The organism is Curtobacterium sp. Curtsp22 (assembly GCF_059492135.1).
The window spans coordinates 2,890,770-2,904,053 of sequence record NZ_CP168519.1 but is presented as its reverse complement, the minus strand read 5'-3'; the positions used below and the strand labels follow the sequence as shown (position 1 = coordinate 2,904,053).

Below are 13,284 nucleotides of genomic sequence, written 5' to 3'. Positions count from 1 at the left end.
GGAGTCGTGCCCGCGACCCCGGGCCGGGGTGCGGATCCGCGTCGAGGCTACATGGGAGATCCACAGGTGGACCGCGTTGCCGTCGCAGTCGCTCAGCGCCCGCTGCGGAGCGGCGCGGCCGAACGGAAGAGCCCCTCGACGAGTTCGTCGATCCGGGCGTCGGCGATCGCGAGGTCTCGTTCGCCACGTTCCCTCGCAGCGTGACGCCCGTCGGCGTCCAGGACGCTCGTCCACGGGGTCGGGTGGACGTCGAGGCCGACGGACTGGTGGTAGTCGTGGTACTTGAAGGCCGCTTCGGTGGCGGCGGGAGACTTCAGCGAGACGAGGGTCGCGGGCGTCCGCAGCGCGTGCGCGAGGATCACGCCGTGCATGCCAGCGCTCATCACGTGCTCCGCCGCACCGAGCTCGGCCAGCATGTCGGCGGGCGTCAGGGTCGGCGGGAGGAGGCGCACCCCGGTCGAGCAGATCGCGGAGATCGTCCGCCGCTCGACCGCGGTCATGTGGGACGTGAAGTGCGAGACGAGCACTGTGCCGCGACGGCGTTCCCTGGGCAGGCCCGGACGGAGCGACCGGACGAGGAGTCCCGGGTCGCCGATCTGGGTGGACTCCGGCAGGCCCAGCGCCGCCCGCGCGAGCGGTCCACGGATCGCGAGGACGCGGTCGCGGACGGCAGCCGCACGGTCCGCAGGGACGTCCGGCGTGTGCAGGCCGGTCCCCCAGATCTGGCCGACGCCACCGCGCGTGAGGTACGGCACGATCGCGCTGCCGATGGCGACGACGTCTTCACGGCCGAGGGGCGCCCACCGGACGCGCCGTCCGAGGGCCTCCGTGAGAACGAGCTCCGAGAGCTCGTCCCCGTGGTTCGTGAACGCTCGTCCACGCCCGAGTGCGAGCCTGGACCACGCGGGGGCGTGGTCACGGAGTTCGTGCGCCAGTGCGCGGAGATCCCGACGGGGAGACCACCAGAAGGCGTTGATCGGTGTCGTCATGTGCTCTCTCTTCCACCCGAGGTGAAATAAGAATATCACATGCGAGAGATTCCTCGCCGTGTTCGCGACGCGTAGCGTCGGGGGCATGCGAGCGATCACCTCCGAGAACGGCACCCTCGACCTGCACGACCTCCCCGACCCGGCCCCCGGTGCCGGCGAGGTCCTCATCGAGGTCGCGGCCGCCGGGGTGAACAACGCCGACCTGCAGCAGGCGGCCGGCAACTACCCGCCGCCTCCCGGGGCGTCGGACGTCCTCGGCCTCGAGGTCTCCGGCACCGTCCGCGCACTCGGCGACGGCGTCGAGGGGTTCGCCGTCGGAGACCGGGTCTGCGCGCTGCTGTCCGGCGGCGGCTACGCGGCACTCGTCGTCGCCCCGGAGACCCAGGTGCTGCCGGTGCCCGAGGGGATCGACCTCGTCGAGGCCGCGGGGCTGCCGGAAGCCGCGTGCACGGTGTACTCGAACGTCGGCATGCTCGCCGGGCTCCGACCCGGACAGACCCTGCTCGTGCACGGCGGCACCGGCGGCATGGGGTCGCACGCGGTGCTCTGGGCGAAGGCGCTCGGAGCGACGGTGATCGCGACGTCCGGGGGCGAGCGGAAGGTGCAGGCCTCCCGGGACCTCGGCGCGGACCTCGTGGTCGACCACCGCTCGGAGGACTTCGTCGCACGGGCGCTCGAGTTCACCGGGGGCCGTGGCGTGGACGTGGTGCTCGACGTCGTCGGGCCGGACTACCTGGCGCGGAACATCGAGGTGCTCGCGCCGAACGGGCACGTCGCCGTGATCGCCTCGGGCAGCGGCCGCACCGGCGAGCTCGACCTCGGCGCGATGATGCGGAAGCGGGCGACGATCAGTGCGACGACCCTGCGTGCCCGGCCGCTCGACGAGAAGGCCGCGATCGTCGAGGCCGTCCGGTACAACGTCTGGCCGTTCGTGGCGGACGGTCGGGTGCGCCCGGTGATCGACTCGGTCCTGCCGCTCGCCGAGGCCGCAGAGGCGCACCGGCGGGTCCGGGACGGCGAGGTCGTCGGGAAGGTGCTGCTGACGCCCTAGGCGCGCAGCACCCGGGCGGGCGCGTCAGGCGTGGACGCGGGCGAGGAACTCGACGAGCGCGGGGTGCTGCGGGGCGTCGAGGACCTCGGCCGGGGCACCCTGCTCGACGACCTCGCCCTGGTGCAGGAACACGATCCGGTCGGCCACGTTCCGCGCGAAGTGCATCTCGTGGGTGGTCATCAGGATCGTCGAGCCCTGCCGCTTCAGCTCGGTCACCAGGTCGAGCACCTCGCCGACGAGCTGCGGGTCGAGCGCACTCGTGACCTCGTCGAGCAGCAGGAGCTCGGGGTCGGACGCGATCGCGCGCACGATCGCCACGCGCTGCTGCTGCCCGCCGGAGAGCCGGTCCGGGTAGGCCCCGGCGAAGTCCGCGAGGCCGATCCGCCCGAGGAGCCGCCGCGCGGTCTCCTCCGCCTGCGCCCTGCCGACGCCGTGCACCTGCCGGGAGGCGAGCGTCACGTTGTCGAGCACGCTCATGTGCGGGAACAGGTTGAACTGCTGGAACACGACACCGATCCGGGCCCGGGTGGCGTCGACGTCGATGCGGGGATCGGCGATGTCCGTGCCCTGCAGCAGGATCTCGCCGTCGTCGATGCCCTCGAGCAGGTTCACCGTCTTGAGGAGCGTCGACTTGCCGGAGCCCGAGGCCCCGATGACGCAGATGACCTCGTGGCGGTGCACCGTCAGGTCGATCCCGCGCAGGACCTCGTGCTCGCCGAACGCCTTGCGCAACCCGCGCAGCTCGAGGACCGCGGCCGACGTCTCGGGGGTGATCCGCGCCTCCTGGCCCGTCATACGGTCCCTCCGATCTGTTCGCGCCGCTGCTGGCGACGCGCGATCGCGTCCGTGACGCGGATCAGCGGCAGGCTGATCACGACGAAGAGCAGTCCGGCGACGAAGTAGGGCGTGAAGTTGTAGGTCTCGGCCTGGGCGATCTGCGCGGAGCGGACCGCGTCCACCGCGCCGAGGATCGACACGAGACCGACGTCCTTCTGCATCGACACGAAGTCGTTCATGAGCGCGGGCGTGACCTTGCGGATCGCCTGCGGCAGCACGACGAGGCGCAGGGTCTTCGCGTGCGAGAGCCCGAGCGACCGGGCGGCGAGGCGCTGCGAGGGGTGCACGGCCTCCATGCCGGCGCGGAGCACCTCGGCGATGTACGACGAGTAGGTCAGGACGATCGCGATGGTGCCCCAGACCTCGGCGGGGAGGCGCGGGAAGACCCCGAGCCCGGGGATCCCGTAGCCCACCAGGTACAGCACGATGATGAGCGGCAGGCCGCGGAACAGGTCGGTGTAGCCGGTGGCGAGCATCCGCAGCGGGAAGAACACCGGGCTCCGCAGGCCCCGGACGACCGCCAGCAGGGTTCCGAACACCGCGACGCCGATGGCGCTGAAGAACAGGATCCGGATGTTCAGCCAGAGGCCCTCGAGGATCGACGGGAACGAGTCGATCGCGGTCTGCGGGTCGAAGAACGACTGCTGGACGGCGGCCCAGCCGGGGGTGTTCACGACGCCGAAGTAGACGACGGCGATCACGACGAGCGTCGACGCGACGGACACCACGATCGACCGGCGTCCGCGCTGCCGACGGTAGAGCCGACGCTCCAGCTCGACCTGGCTCGGCGCGGCTGCGGCCACCGGGGTGCCGGCACCTGCTGGAGCGGTCATGCGGCTACTTCAGGACGGGGGTGTCGGTCTCCGAGGAGAGCCACTTGGTCTGCAGGTCCTGGAGCGTGCCGTCCGCCTTGAGCGACTTGATCGCCTTGTCGACCTTGCTCGTCAGTTCGGAGTCCTTCGGCAGCACGAAGCCGAACTGGTCGCCCGTGCCGTCGGACGGGAACTGCGCCGAGACCGTGCCCTTGCCGTCGAGCTGCGCGCCGGACATGTAGAAGGCGGTCGGCAGGTCGGTCACGATCGCGTCGATCTGGCCCGACTTGAGTGCGAGGACGGCGTCGTCGTTCGAGTTGAAGACCTGCGGGGTGACCCCGAGGACGTCCTTCACGCTCTGGATGCTCGTCGACCCGGTCGCGACACCGATCGCGTCCTGCTTCAGCGCCGCGATGGTGGTGTCGTCGGCGGCCTTCGAGGACTGCGTCGTCACGACCGCCTGGGTCGTCGTGTAGTACGCGCTCGACATGTCGACGGCCTTCTTGCGCTTGGCGTCGATCGAGAACTGCTGGACGTTCATGTCCCAGTCCTTCGGGCCGGGTGCGATGGCACTGTCGAAGGTGCTCCGCTTCCACACGACGTCCGACTTGTCGTAGCCCATCTCCTTCGCGACGGCGTAGGCCACGGCGGCCTCGAAGCCCTTGCCGGACTGCGGCTTGTTGTCCTCGACCCAGGGCGAGTACGCGGGCTGCCCGGTCGCGATGGTGAGCTTGCCGTCGGTGACGGTGCCGTCGGCGTTGCCGCTGCCGCCCGCCGAGCAGGACGAGAGCGCGAGTGCGGCGACCGCAGCGGTCGCGACGGCGATGGTGAGACGGAGGGATCGGGTCACGGTCGGGCCTTCGTGCGAGGGGGTGGGGGCAGGACGAAGTGTACTTCGCGCTGGGATACCAACGCGAAACGGATGTCTCGCGACTACTCGGCGAGCGTGAAGTCGTCGAACGAGAACCCGGGCGACACCAGGCAGCTCAGCAGCACCTCGCCGTCGCCCGGCAGGGTCCGCTGCCACACGCCGCCGCGCACGAACGCCTGCGCGTCGTTCACCCGGTCGCGCCCGGCGTCCGGGCCGAGCGTGATCGTCGCACCGGGCTCGGGCTGCTCGCCGTCGCCGCCGAGCTGCAGGTCGACGCTGTCCGGCCCGTGCCACATCCAGATCTCGTCGCTCGTGACCCGGTGCCAGGCCGAGGCCTCACCCGGGGGCAGCAGGAAGTGGATCAGGGTCGCGGCGGGCCGGTCGCCCGCCGGCGTCGACACGGTCGCGGGCGAGGTCCAGGTGCGGACGTACCAGCCGCCCTCCGGGTGCGGCTCCATACCCAAGGCGACGGCGCGCTTCGGCACGTCGAGCCACTCGATCAGGGTTCCGTCGACGGTGCGACGGGCGGCCATGCCCGGGCGGGGTGCGGTCTCGGTCATGATTCCTCCAAGGAACGATCAGATGGGGCGGGCGGGCCGGTCAGCGCACCGTCGACGGCCCGGACGACACCGCGGACCACGGTCGCGACGGCACGGCCGGCACCGTCCTCGACGAGTTCGGCGAGGGCGTCCGGCACGGTCCGGGCGTCGACGTCGAAGACGGCGAGGTCGGCGCGTGCCCCGACGGCGAGGTGCCCGATCCGGTCCGGCCCGACGGCGAGCCCCATGGCGTGCGCGCCGCCGAGGGTCGCCGCGGCGAGCAGTCGTTCGTGCAGGTCGCGGTGCCCGTAGCCCTGCGACCGGGCGATCCGGTGCAGCGCGGTGACGTCGGCCATCAGGTCGAGGGACGGCGACGACGACAGCGAGTCCGTGCCGATCGCGATCGGGCTGCCCTCGCGCAGGTAGTCGGCGACGGGTGGCGGATCGAGCCCGATGACGGCGTTCGAGCGCGGGCAGAGCGCGACGGCGGTCCCCCGCGCGCGCAGCAGTGCGCGGTCGGCGGCCGTCATGTACACACCGTGCGCGATGTGGCAGTCGGGGCCGAGCACGCCCAGCCGGTCGACGAACGCGGTCGCGCTCGCACCGAAGCCGAGCGCGCGCATGGCCCGGAACGACGGCACGTTCGCCAGGTGCCAGTCGTTGCCGTGGCCGACGCCGTCGACGCCCTCGAGCCCGGGCACCGGCCCGAGGGCGACGCGCTCGCCCTCGAACGCGGCCTCGCCGAGGTGCAGGTGCAGCCGGAGACCGCGCTGGCGCACGATGTCGGGGAGTTCGAGCAGCGGGGCGACGTCGAGCGAGTACGGCGCGTGCGGGGAGAGCCCGGCGCCCGGGTCCGTCGGGATCCGCTCGAGTTCGGCGAGCACTTGGTCGCGGCCGTGGGACTGCCAGGCCGCGTTCTCCCAGTCCATGACCTCCCAGTAGGCGATGCCGCCGAGGCCCGCTTCGGCGAGCACGGTCGACGCCTCGATGTCCGTGACGACGTCGGCGATGCTCGTCACGCCGGCGAGGATGGACGACGTCGCGCCGACTGCCGCCTCGGCGTGCCAGTCGTGCGGCTCGGCGTAGTCCTCGTTGAACGCGCGGGCCCAGTCCTCGAAACCGCTGTACTGCCGCTGCCCGACACTGGCCATGCCGGTGTACTGCAGGTGCGAGTGCGCGTTCACGAGACCGGGGAGGAGGGCACCTCGCCACGGCCGTTCGGTGAAGGGCACGCCGGAGACCGCGAGCTGGTCGACGACCCACGACCGGTCGCCGACGTGCAGGATGCGGCCGTCCTGCACCGCGACGGCGCCGTCGGCGATGGGCGGCGCGGTCATCGGCACGACGATGCGCGCCGAGTGGACGGTGACGGGGTGCCCGGTGGTCACGACGGGTCTCCGAAACGGCGGGTCCGGACGTCGGGCTCACGGTCGGCGGGGTGCTCGGCGAGCGGTCCAGGAGGCGCGGCTGGCGCTCCGAAGGCGGCGAGCGCCGCGCGGGCGGTCGCCTCGTCCACCGCGGGGTCGATCGGCACGACGGCACGGTCGAGTTCGTCGCCCCGTTCGAGGAGCATCCGGACGGCGCCGAGCTGTGCGGCGAAGGACAGGTCCATGATCTCGATCGGGTTGCCCTCGGCAGCGGTGATGTTGATGCAGCCGCCGCCGTCGAGCACGATCGGGCCGCCGTCCGTACCGGGGAACACGAGTCGCTCGGCCTTCGGACCCACCGGGACCCGCTCGGCGCCGGCTGCTCGGGCGTCGTCGAGCGCCACCTCGTGGTCGACGCCGCCCGCGACCGCGACGACCGTGCCGTCCGCGCACGACCGCAACGCGCGGAGGTCGACCGTGTCGGCGACCCCCGTGGCGCTCATCACGAGGTCGGCGTCCTGCACCGCCTCGGCGAGGGGTGCGACGGCGTAGCCGGCGAAGAGCGCCTGCAGGGCGCGGACCGGGTCCGTCTCGGCGACCGTCACCCGCAGACCGAGTGCCGTGAGCACCAGGGCGACCCCCTCGCCGACGTGGCCGAACCCGGCGACGACCGCCGCGCCTCCCGGGACCACGCGGTGCGTACCGGACGGGAGCCGGTCGAGCAGGTCGAACACCGCGAACACCGTCGACTGCCCGGTGCCGTACCGGTTGTCGAAGAAGGTCTTGGTGCGGGCGTCGTTCACCGTGACGACGGGGATGCCGAGCTCGCCGCGCGCCGCCATGGTGCGGAGCGGGCGGAGGCCGCTCGTCGTCTCCTCCGCTGCGCCGAGCATCGTGGGCACCAGGTCCGGCCGCTCCTGGTGCGCGAGACGGATCACGTGCGAGCCGTCGTCGAGCAGGACGTGCGGCCGGGTGTCGAGCATCGCGAGGGCGAGGGCCCGCTGCTCGGGGAGCGAGGCGGCACTGCTCGCGTACACGGTCAGCCCGGCTGCACGGAGGGCGTCGGCCACGGCGTCGTCGGTCTCGTCGGCGTGGGCGTAGACGACGACCTCGGCGCCGGCGTCGCGGAGGAGCAGGCTCAGCACGGCGGTCTTCGGCTCGAGGAACATCGCGACGCCGATCCTGGTGCCACGGAGGAGTCCCCCGTCGCGCAGCTCGGCGGCGACCGCTCGCGACACGGGCATCGACCGGCGGGCCCAGCGCAGGCGGGCCTCGGCGGCGGGGTCGTCCTCGGGGTCGCGGCCGGTGGAGACGAGGAAGACGTCGTCCGAGGTCATCGGCACCGCGAGGACACCCGGACGGGCGATCGTGACCGGGCCGAAGGCGTCCTCGTCGACGGCGGGGAGGTGTCGTCCGGCGTCGACCACGACGAGGGTCGCACCCCGGGGGCGGTCGGCTTCGCGCTCGATGACCGGCGTGGAGTCCTCCGGCGAACCGGCGCACCAGAGCTGGTCGACGGGTTCGTGGGGCAGTGCCTCGCGGGCGCCGAGCCCCGTCAGCAGGGAGCGCAGCGCCGCGGTGTCACGGGGGTCGCCGCCGACGATGCGGAAGCGGCGCGCGGCCACGAGGAGGTTCGTCGCGCTCGCGAAGCGCCGGACGGCCGCCGAGGCCCAGGCGCGGGTCTCGGGGTCGGCTCCTGGCGGCATGCCCCAATCGTAGGGCGAGCGGGTGGCGCGCCCGTGTCCGGCGGGTGGCCGGGGGCCTCGTCAGCGCAGGACGTGTGGTGGGGGCGTGCCGTCCCATCCCCCGTCGGCCGGCGACGACGACGACCAGGGTGCCGGCCAGCCGGCGAGCGCGTTCGCGCTCCGGTCGAGCCGTCGGTGCCGGCGCAGCACCGTGACCAGGACCGCGACCCCCACGGCCGACACGATCGCGAGCCCGATCACGTACAGGGTCGTCGCGACGCCGGCGATCGACGCCGGGACGACCCCGTTCCGCGCCGCCGAGAACGGCGTCCCCGTCACGACGAACGCCAGCAGGGTCGAGATCGTCGAGTTGGAGTCCCACAGCCCGTGCAGCAGGGAGACCCCCACGTAGGCGACGATCGGGGCCCACGACCACCGGAACCGGTCGCGACCACGGGCGGCGCCGAACAGGACGGCTCCGAGGATCGACGTCCAGAGCACGTGCCCGACCGGGGACAGCACCGCACGGACGACCTCGGTCTGCAGCAGGGACACCAGGTCGATGCCCCGCGCGGTGATCGCCGCGTTGAACGCGTACCCCGCCGACTCGAACGCGGCGAACCCGGCACCGACCGTCGCCCCGAGGAGCGCTCCCTGCCGAGCCGTCTTCGGGCGCACCCGCCACCCGACGAACAGCAGCAGGACGCCCTTGACGAACTCCTCGACGAACCCGACGACGATGTACACGAGTGCGTCCTGCTGCAGGTTCGCCTCGAGCAGGGACGCCCCGAGCACGCCGAGGATCCCGCCGACGAAGAACGCGACGATGAGCTGCATCGTGCTCACCGTTCCGGTCACCCGCTCGATGACGAACAGCACCACCGTGAAGGGCACGAGGAAGCTGCCGAGCAGGATGATCGTCGGGACGAGGTTCGTGTTCAGCGTCGTGATCGTGACGACGATCGTGACCACCCAGAGCAGGAACCCGACGAGGAGGGTCTTCCACCACCAGCCGTGACGGTGGTGCGGGTGAGCGGCGCGGACGTCCGTGGACAGGCTCATGGAGCCATGGTGCTCCGCGGCCGCGCCGGGGGTCACGGGAATGCGCGGGGCTCGTCGGACGTACTCTCTGGGCATGAGCGATGCATCCTTCGACAAGGTCACGATGTTCGGTGCGGACTGGTGCCGCGACTGCCGCCGTTCCAAGGCGCTGCTCGACACCCTCGGGGTGGACTACGAGTACGTCGACGTGGAGGCGGACCTGACCGCAGCCGACCGCGCCGAGGAGATCAGCGGGCGGAAGAACATCCCCGTCGTCGTGCTGCCGAACGGGAAGCACTTCGTCGAGCCGTCGGACGCCGAACTGCGCTCGGAGCTCGAGGCCGCCGGCGTCGTCTGACGCCCGGGCGCGCTCGGGCGCGCTCGCGCCGTTTCCCCCGCCCGGACATCGGATGAATCGGGCATGATGGCCGCGTGATCATCGACGCTCACCACCACCTCTGGGATCCGGCAGACCGCCCCTACCCCTGGATGGACGACTCGGTCGCCCCGATCCGGCGACGGTTCGACGTGGACGACCTGCGCGCGGCGGCCACCGGGACCCCCGTCACGCAGACGATCGCGGTGCAGGCGGTGCACGACGCGGGCGAGACCGCCTGGCTCCTCGCGCAGCCCGCGCCGGTCGCCGGCGTCGTCGGCTGGGCGGACCTGACCGCGCCCGACGTCGCCGAGCGCGTGGCGACGGCGTCGACCGGTCCGGGCGGCGAGCGGCTCGTCGGCGTCCGCCACCAGGCACAGGACGAGCCCGACCCCGGGTGGCTCGCCCGGCCGGAGGTCGTCCGCGGCGTCCGTGTCGTCGCGCGTGCCGGCCTCGTGTTCGACCTGCTCGTGCGCGAGCGGGAGCACGACGCTGCCCTTGCCCTCGTCGACGCCGTGCCCGAGGCGTCGTTCGTCCTCGACCACGCCGGCAAGCCGTCGATCGACACCGGGGACCCCACGTGGCCGGACCGGATGCGGGACTTCGCCGCCAGGCCCAACGTGGCGTGCAAGGTCTCCGGACTGCTCACCGAGGCGGGTGCCGACTGGCGGGAGCGCCCCGTCGCCCGATACGCCCGCGCGGTCGTCGAGCACTTCGGCCCGGAGCGCTCGCTGTTCGGCTCCGACTGGCCGGTGTCGACGCTGGCCGCCGACTACGCCGAGGTGCTGCGCACGACGAGCGATGCCCTGGCCGACCTGTCGCCGACCGAGCGCGACGCTGTCCTCCGCGGGACGGCCGAGCGGATCTACCTTGCCGGAGCCCGCACTCAGACATAGGATGTTTCCGCTGCACCGGCGCAGCAGGAGAGCGAGGAACGATGCGGTTCGCACGACTTGGCCCGGCGGGCGACGAGATCCCGGTCGCGATCGACGACGACGGCGAGGTGCTCGACCTCCGGAGCCTCACCGGAGACATCAGCGGTGGCTTCCTGGCGTCCGACCCCGGCCCCGACGCCCTCGTCCGGCACGCCCGCGCCGCCGGCGACCTGCCCGTGATCGACCGGGCGGACGGACTCCGGCGTGGGTCGCCCGTCGCCCGCCCCGGCAAGGTCGTGTGCATCGGCCTGAACTACCGCGACCACGCCGCCGAGACCGGCGCCGACATCCCCACCGAGCCGATCGTGTTCATGAAGGACCCGATGACGGTGATCGGCCCCGACGACGAGGTCCTCGTCCCCCGCGGCAGCACGAAGACCGACTGGGAGATCGAGCTCGCGATCGTGATCGGCACCACCGCGCGCTACTGCGCGTCCGAGGACGAGGCCGCGACGCACATCGCCGGCTACGCCATCGCCAACGACGTCTCGGAGCGCGCGTTCCAGCTCGAACGCGGCGGGCAGTGGGACAAGGGGAAGTCCTGCGAGACGTTCAACCCGCTCGGCCCGTGGCTCGTCACGCCGTCCGCGCTCGAGGCGGACGGTCTCGACCCGAACGCCCTGTCGCTGCAGCTCCGGGTGAACGGCGAGCTCCGGCAGGACGGCAGCACTCGGGACATGATCTTCCGGCCGGCCGAGATCGTCCGGTACCTGTCGCAGTTCATGGTCCTCTACCCGGGCGACGTCATCAGCACCGGCACACCCGCGGGGGTCGCCCTCGGCAGCGGCGCGCCGTACCTGCAGGCCGGCGACGTCGTCGAACTCACCGCCGAGGGCCTCGGCTCGCAGCGCCAGACGATGGGCGCAGCGTGACCGCCGGGACCCACGAGGGCCTGCGGGCCATCGTCACCGGGGGCGCCTCGGGGATCGGCGCCGCGATCGTCGCCGCACTCCGTGACCGAGGTGCGACCGTCGCGGTGCTCGACCTGCAGCCCGCGGACGACGCCCTGTCGTTCCGCTGCGACGTCGGCGACGACACGTCCGTCCGGGCAGCGGTGTCCGACGCCGTCGAGCAGCTCGGCGGGCTCGACGTCCTGGTCAACAACGCCGGCATCGGCGCACAGGGCACGGTCGAGGACAACCCCGACGACGAGTGGCGCCGCGTGTACGAGGTGAACGTGCTCGGCGCGGTCCGCCTCTCGCGCGCGTGCCTGCCGCACCTCCGCGAATCCGACGCCGCCAGCATCGTGAACACCTGCTCGATCGCCGCCACCGCGGGGCTGCCCCAGCGCGCGCTGTACTCGGCGACGAAGGGCGCGATCGCCGCCCTGACCCGCGCCATGGCGGCCGACCACCTCCGGGAGGGCATCCGCGTCAACGCCGTCAACCCCGGCACCGCGGACACCCCGTGGGTCGCGCGGCTGCTCGAGCGCGCCGACGACCCGGCAGCGGAACGGGCGGCCCTGGAGGCACGCCAACCGCACGGACGCCTCGTCGCCCCCGAGGAGGTGGCCGAGGCCGTCGCCTACCTCACGAGCCCGCTCGCCCGGTCGACGACCGGCGTCGACCTCGCCGTCGACGGCGGGATGCAGGCGCTCCGGCTCCGACCCGCCTGATGGGCCCTGGAGGCGCGACTATCGTCGTCCTGTCGGCTCGCGTGGGCGAGTGGCCGAGCAGGAGGTGGTGACGTGGCGTCGCTGACGGACGATGCGATCGCACGCATCCAGCAGATGATCGTGAGCGGCGAGCTCCAACCCGGGCAGCGCCTCCCGCCCGAGAAGGAGCTCAGCGAGTCCCTCGGGCTGTCGCGGAACAGCCTCCGCGAGGCGGTGAAGGCCCTCGAACTCATCCGCGTGCTCGACGTCCGGCGCGGTGACGGCACCTACGTGACGTCGCTCGAGCCGACCGTCCTGCTCGAGGCGGTCTCCTTCGTCGTCGACATGCACCACGACCGCTCGCTCGTGGACCTGCTCGAGGTCCGGCGGATCCTCGAGCCCGCGTCCGCCGTCCTCGCGACCGCCCGCGCCTCGGAGCAGCAGATCGACGACCTGCACGCGCTCATGCAGTCCGTCGGCGAGGACACCGGCGTCGAGGACCTCGTCGCCCACGACCTGCAGTTCCACTCGACGATCGCGGGCATCGGCGGCAACCAGTACCTGTCCGGCCTGCTCGACGCCCTGTCGAGCAAGACCGTCCGGGTGCGGGTGTGGCGCGGCCTGACGCAGAACGGCTCGGTGCAGCGCACGCTCGACGAGCACGCGGCGATCGTGGACGCCATCCGCCGCCGCGACCCGCAGCTCGTGCAGGCGCTCGTCGTGGCGCACGTCGAGGGTGTGGAGCGCTGGCTGCGGCGCTCGCTCGACTGAACCCGGCAGTCCTCCCAGGCAGGTGCGAGTTGGGTCGGTTGTCGGCCCTGACTCCGGCAACCATGCCGCGGCAGCCGCACCCACGAGGAGGAAACCGTGATCGGTCTCATCATCAGCTTGATCATCATCGGACTCATCGCCGGCGCCCTCGCGCGGCTCATCGTCCCCGGCAAGCAGCACATCTCGATCCCCATGACCATCCTGCTCGGCATCATCGGGTCGTTCGTGGGCGGGTTCCTCGGGTTCCTGATCTTCCAGCACGACCCGATGGACGGCTTCTTCCAGCCCGCAGGCATCATCGGCTCGGTCATCGGCGCCGTCATCGTGCTGTTCATCTACACGCGGTTCGCAGGCCGGAGCGCCCGCACCCGCTAGTCGGACGTGGCCGGGCACGACCCGGCGCACAACCGAAGTCA

15 protein-coding genes are annotated in these 13,284 nt (G+C 72.4%); 7 read left to right on the top strand and 8 right to left on the bottom strand.

Translation table 11 applies throughout. The annotated features are described in order from the left end of the window. Positions 1–92: 92 nt before the first annotated feature. The gene (locus tag ACEN8D_RS14090; protein WP_413398228.1) at positions 93–989 is read right to left on the bottom strand and encodes a polysaccharide pyruvyl transferase family protein; all 897 of its coding nucleotides are present in this window, start codon (positions 987–989) and stop codon (positions 93–95) included. Between the two features lie 85 nt (positions 990–1,074). Here ACEN8D_RS14090 and ACEN8D_RS14085 point away from each other — a divergent pair, with 85 nt between their 5' ends. After that, complete coding sequence (locus tag ACEN8D_RS14085) at positions 1,075–2,040, top strand: NAD(P)H-quinone oxidoreductase (RefSeq protein WP_413398230.1); 966 nt, start codon at positions 1,075–1,077, stop codon at positions 2,038–2,040. Positions 2,041–2,064: 24 nt separating this feature from the next. Here ACEN8D_RS14085 and ACEN8D_RS14080 read toward each other — a convergent pair whose 3' ends face one another. The 7 genes from ACEN8D_RS14080 to ACEN8D_RS14050 form a co-directional block, all read right to left on the bottom strand. Next, complete coding sequence (locus tag ACEN8D_RS14080; RefSeq protein ID WP_309886694.1) at positions 2,065–2,835, bottom strand: amino acid ABC transporter ATP-binding protein; 771 nt, start codon at positions 2,833–2,835, stop codon at positions 2,065–2,067. Further along, on the bottom strand, positions 2,832–3,710 hold the full coding sequence (locus ACEN8D_RS14075) for an amino acid ABC transporter permease (RefSeq protein WP_309777007.1): 879 nt from the start codon (positions 3,708–3,710) through the stop codon (positions 2,832–2,834). Before ACEN8D_RS14075 ends, ACEN8D_RS14080 begins: the two co-directional genes overlap by 4 nt. A 4-nt stretch (positions 3,711–3,714) precedes the next feature. Continuing rightward, the gene (locus tag ACEN8D_RS14070) at positions 3,715–4,539 is read right to left on the bottom strand and encodes an ABC transporter substrate-binding protein (protein ID WP_309777008.1); all 825 of its coding nucleotides are present in this window, start codon (positions 4,537–4,539) and stop codon (positions 3,715–3,717) included. A gap of 83 nt (positions 4,540–4,622) precedes the next feature. Then, the gene (locus ACEN8D_RS14065; protein WP_254791776.1) at positions 4,623–5,120 is read right to left on the bottom strand and encodes a cupin domain-containing protein; all 498 of its coding nucleotides are present in this window, start codon (positions 5,118–5,120) and stop codon (positions 4,623–4,625) included. Further along, positions 5,117–6,487 carry an amidohydrolase family protein gene (locus ACEN8D_RS14060; protein ID WP_413398233.1) on the bottom strand — a complete coding sequence of 457 codons (1,371 nt, stop codon included), beginning with the start codon at positions 6,485–6,487 and terminating at the stop codon, positions 5,117–5,119. The genes ACEN8D_RS14065 and ACEN8D_RS14060 overlap by 4 nt, the downstream gene beginning before the upstream one ends. Beyond that, positions 6,484–8,172, bottom strand: coding sequence for an adenosylhomocysteinase (locus tag ACEN8D_RS14055; RefSeq protein ID WP_413398234.1), 1,689 nt, complete (start codon positions 8,170–8,172; stop codon positions 6,484–6,486). Before ACEN8D_RS14055 ends, ACEN8D_RS14060 begins: the two co-directional genes overlap by 4 nt. A 60-nt stretch (positions 8,173–8,232) precedes the next feature. Further along, positions 8,233–9,213: a PrsW family intramembrane metalloprotease gene (locus ACEN8D_RS14050; protein WP_309777014.1), complete on the bottom strand. Its 981-nt coding sequence runs from the start codon at positions 9,211–9,213 to the stop codon at positions 8,233–8,235. Positions 9,214–9,286: 73 nt separating this feature from the next. On the opposite strand from ACEN8D_RS14050, the gene ACEN8D_RS14045 reads away from it, so the two are divergent. The 6 genes from ACEN8D_RS14045 (at position 9,287) to ACEN8D_RS14020 (ending at position 13,243) form a co-directional block, all read left to right on the top strand. Beyond that, on the top strand, positions 9,287–9,550 hold the full coding sequence (locus tag ACEN8D_RS14045; RefSeq protein ID WP_071295832.1) for a glutaredoxin family protein: 264 nt from the start codon (positions 9,287–9,289) through the stop codon (positions 9,548–9,550). A gap of 74 nt (positions 9,551–9,624) precedes the next feature. Next, entirely contained in the window at positions 9,625–10,464 is an 840-nt protein-coding gene (locus ACEN8D_RS14040) for an amidohydrolase family protein (protein ID WP_495601043.1), read from the top strand. Between the two features lie 41 nt (positions 10,465–10,505). Beyond that, on the top strand, positions 10,506–11,375 hold the full coding sequence (locus tag ACEN8D_RS14035) for a fumarylacetoacetate hydrolase family protein (RefSeq protein WP_092385063.1): 870 nt from the start codon (positions 10,506–10,508) through the stop codon (positions 11,373–11,375). Continuing rightward, complete coding sequence (locus ACEN8D_RS14030; RefSeq protein WP_413399822.1) at positions 11,372–12,118, top strand: SDR family NAD(P)-dependent oxidoreductase; 747 nt, start codon at positions 11,372–11,374, stop codon at positions 12,116–12,118. Before ACEN8D_RS14035 ends, ACEN8D_RS14030 begins: the two co-directional genes overlap by 4 nt. A 114-nt stretch (positions 12,119–12,232) precedes the next feature. Next, the gene (locus ACEN8D_RS14025) at positions 12,233–12,868 is read left to right on the top strand and encodes a FadR/GntR family transcriptional regulator (RefSeq protein WP_070419373.1); all 636 of its coding nucleotides are present in this window, start codon (positions 12,233–12,235) and stop codon (positions 12,866–12,868) included. Positions 12,869–12,964: 96 nt separating this feature from the next. Beyond that, positions 12,965–13,243: a GlsB/YeaQ/YmgE family stress response membrane protein gene (locus tag ACEN8D_RS14020; RefSeq protein ID WP_309886687.1), complete on the top strand. Its 279-nt coding sequence runs from the start codon at positions 12,965–12,967 to the stop codon at positions 13,241–13,243. The last annotated feature ends 41 nt before the right edge of the window (positions 13,244–13,284 follow it).

What these genes read in the sequence shown, in the direction of transcription:
- ACEN8D_RS14090 (WP_413398228.1), bottom strand. Translation starts at nt 989, where the DNA reads ATGACGACACCGATCAACGCCTTCTGGTGGTCTCCCCGTCGGGATCTC.
- ACEN8D_RS14085 (WP_413398230.1), top strand. Translation starts at nt 1,075, where the DNA reads ATGCGAGCGATCACCTCCGAGAACGGCACCCTCGACCTGCACGACCTC.
- ACEN8D_RS14080 (WP_309886694.1), bottom strand. Translation starts at nt 2,835, where the DNA reads ATGACGGGCCAGGAGGCGCGGATCACCCCCGAGACGTCGGCCGCGGTC.
- ACEN8D_RS14075 (WP_309777007.1), bottom strand. Translation starts at nt 3,710, where the DNA reads ATGACCGCTCCAGCAGGTGCCGGCACCCCGGTGGCCGCAGCCGCGCCG.
- ACEN8D_RS14065 (WP_254791776.1), bottom strand. Translation starts at nt 5,120, where the DNA reads ATGACCGAGACCGCACCCCGCCCGGGCATGGCCGCCCGTCGCACCGTC.
- ACEN8D_RS14055 (WP_413398234.1), bottom strand. Translation starts at nt 8,172, where the DNA reads ATGCCGCCAGGAGCCGACCCCGAGACCCGCGCCTGGGCCTCGGCGGCC.
- ACEN8D_RS14050 (WP_309777014.1), bottom strand. Translation starts at nt 9,213, where the DNA reads ATGAGCCTGTCCACGGACGTCCGCGCCGCTCACCCGCACCACCGTCAC.
- ACEN8D_RS14045 (WP_071295832.1), top strand. Translation starts at nt 9,287, where the DNA reads ATGAGCGATGCATCCTTCGACAAGGTCACGATGTTCGGTGCGGACTGG.
- ACEN8D_RS14035 (WP_092385063.1), top strand. Translation starts at nt 10,506, where the DNA reads ATGCGGTTCGCACGACTTGGCCCGGCGGGCGACGAGATCCCGGTCGCG.
- ACEN8D_RS14025 (WP_070419373.1), top strand. Translation starts at nt 12,233, where the DNA reads ATGATCGTGAGCGGCGAGCTCCAACCCGGGCAGCGCCTCCCGCCCGAG.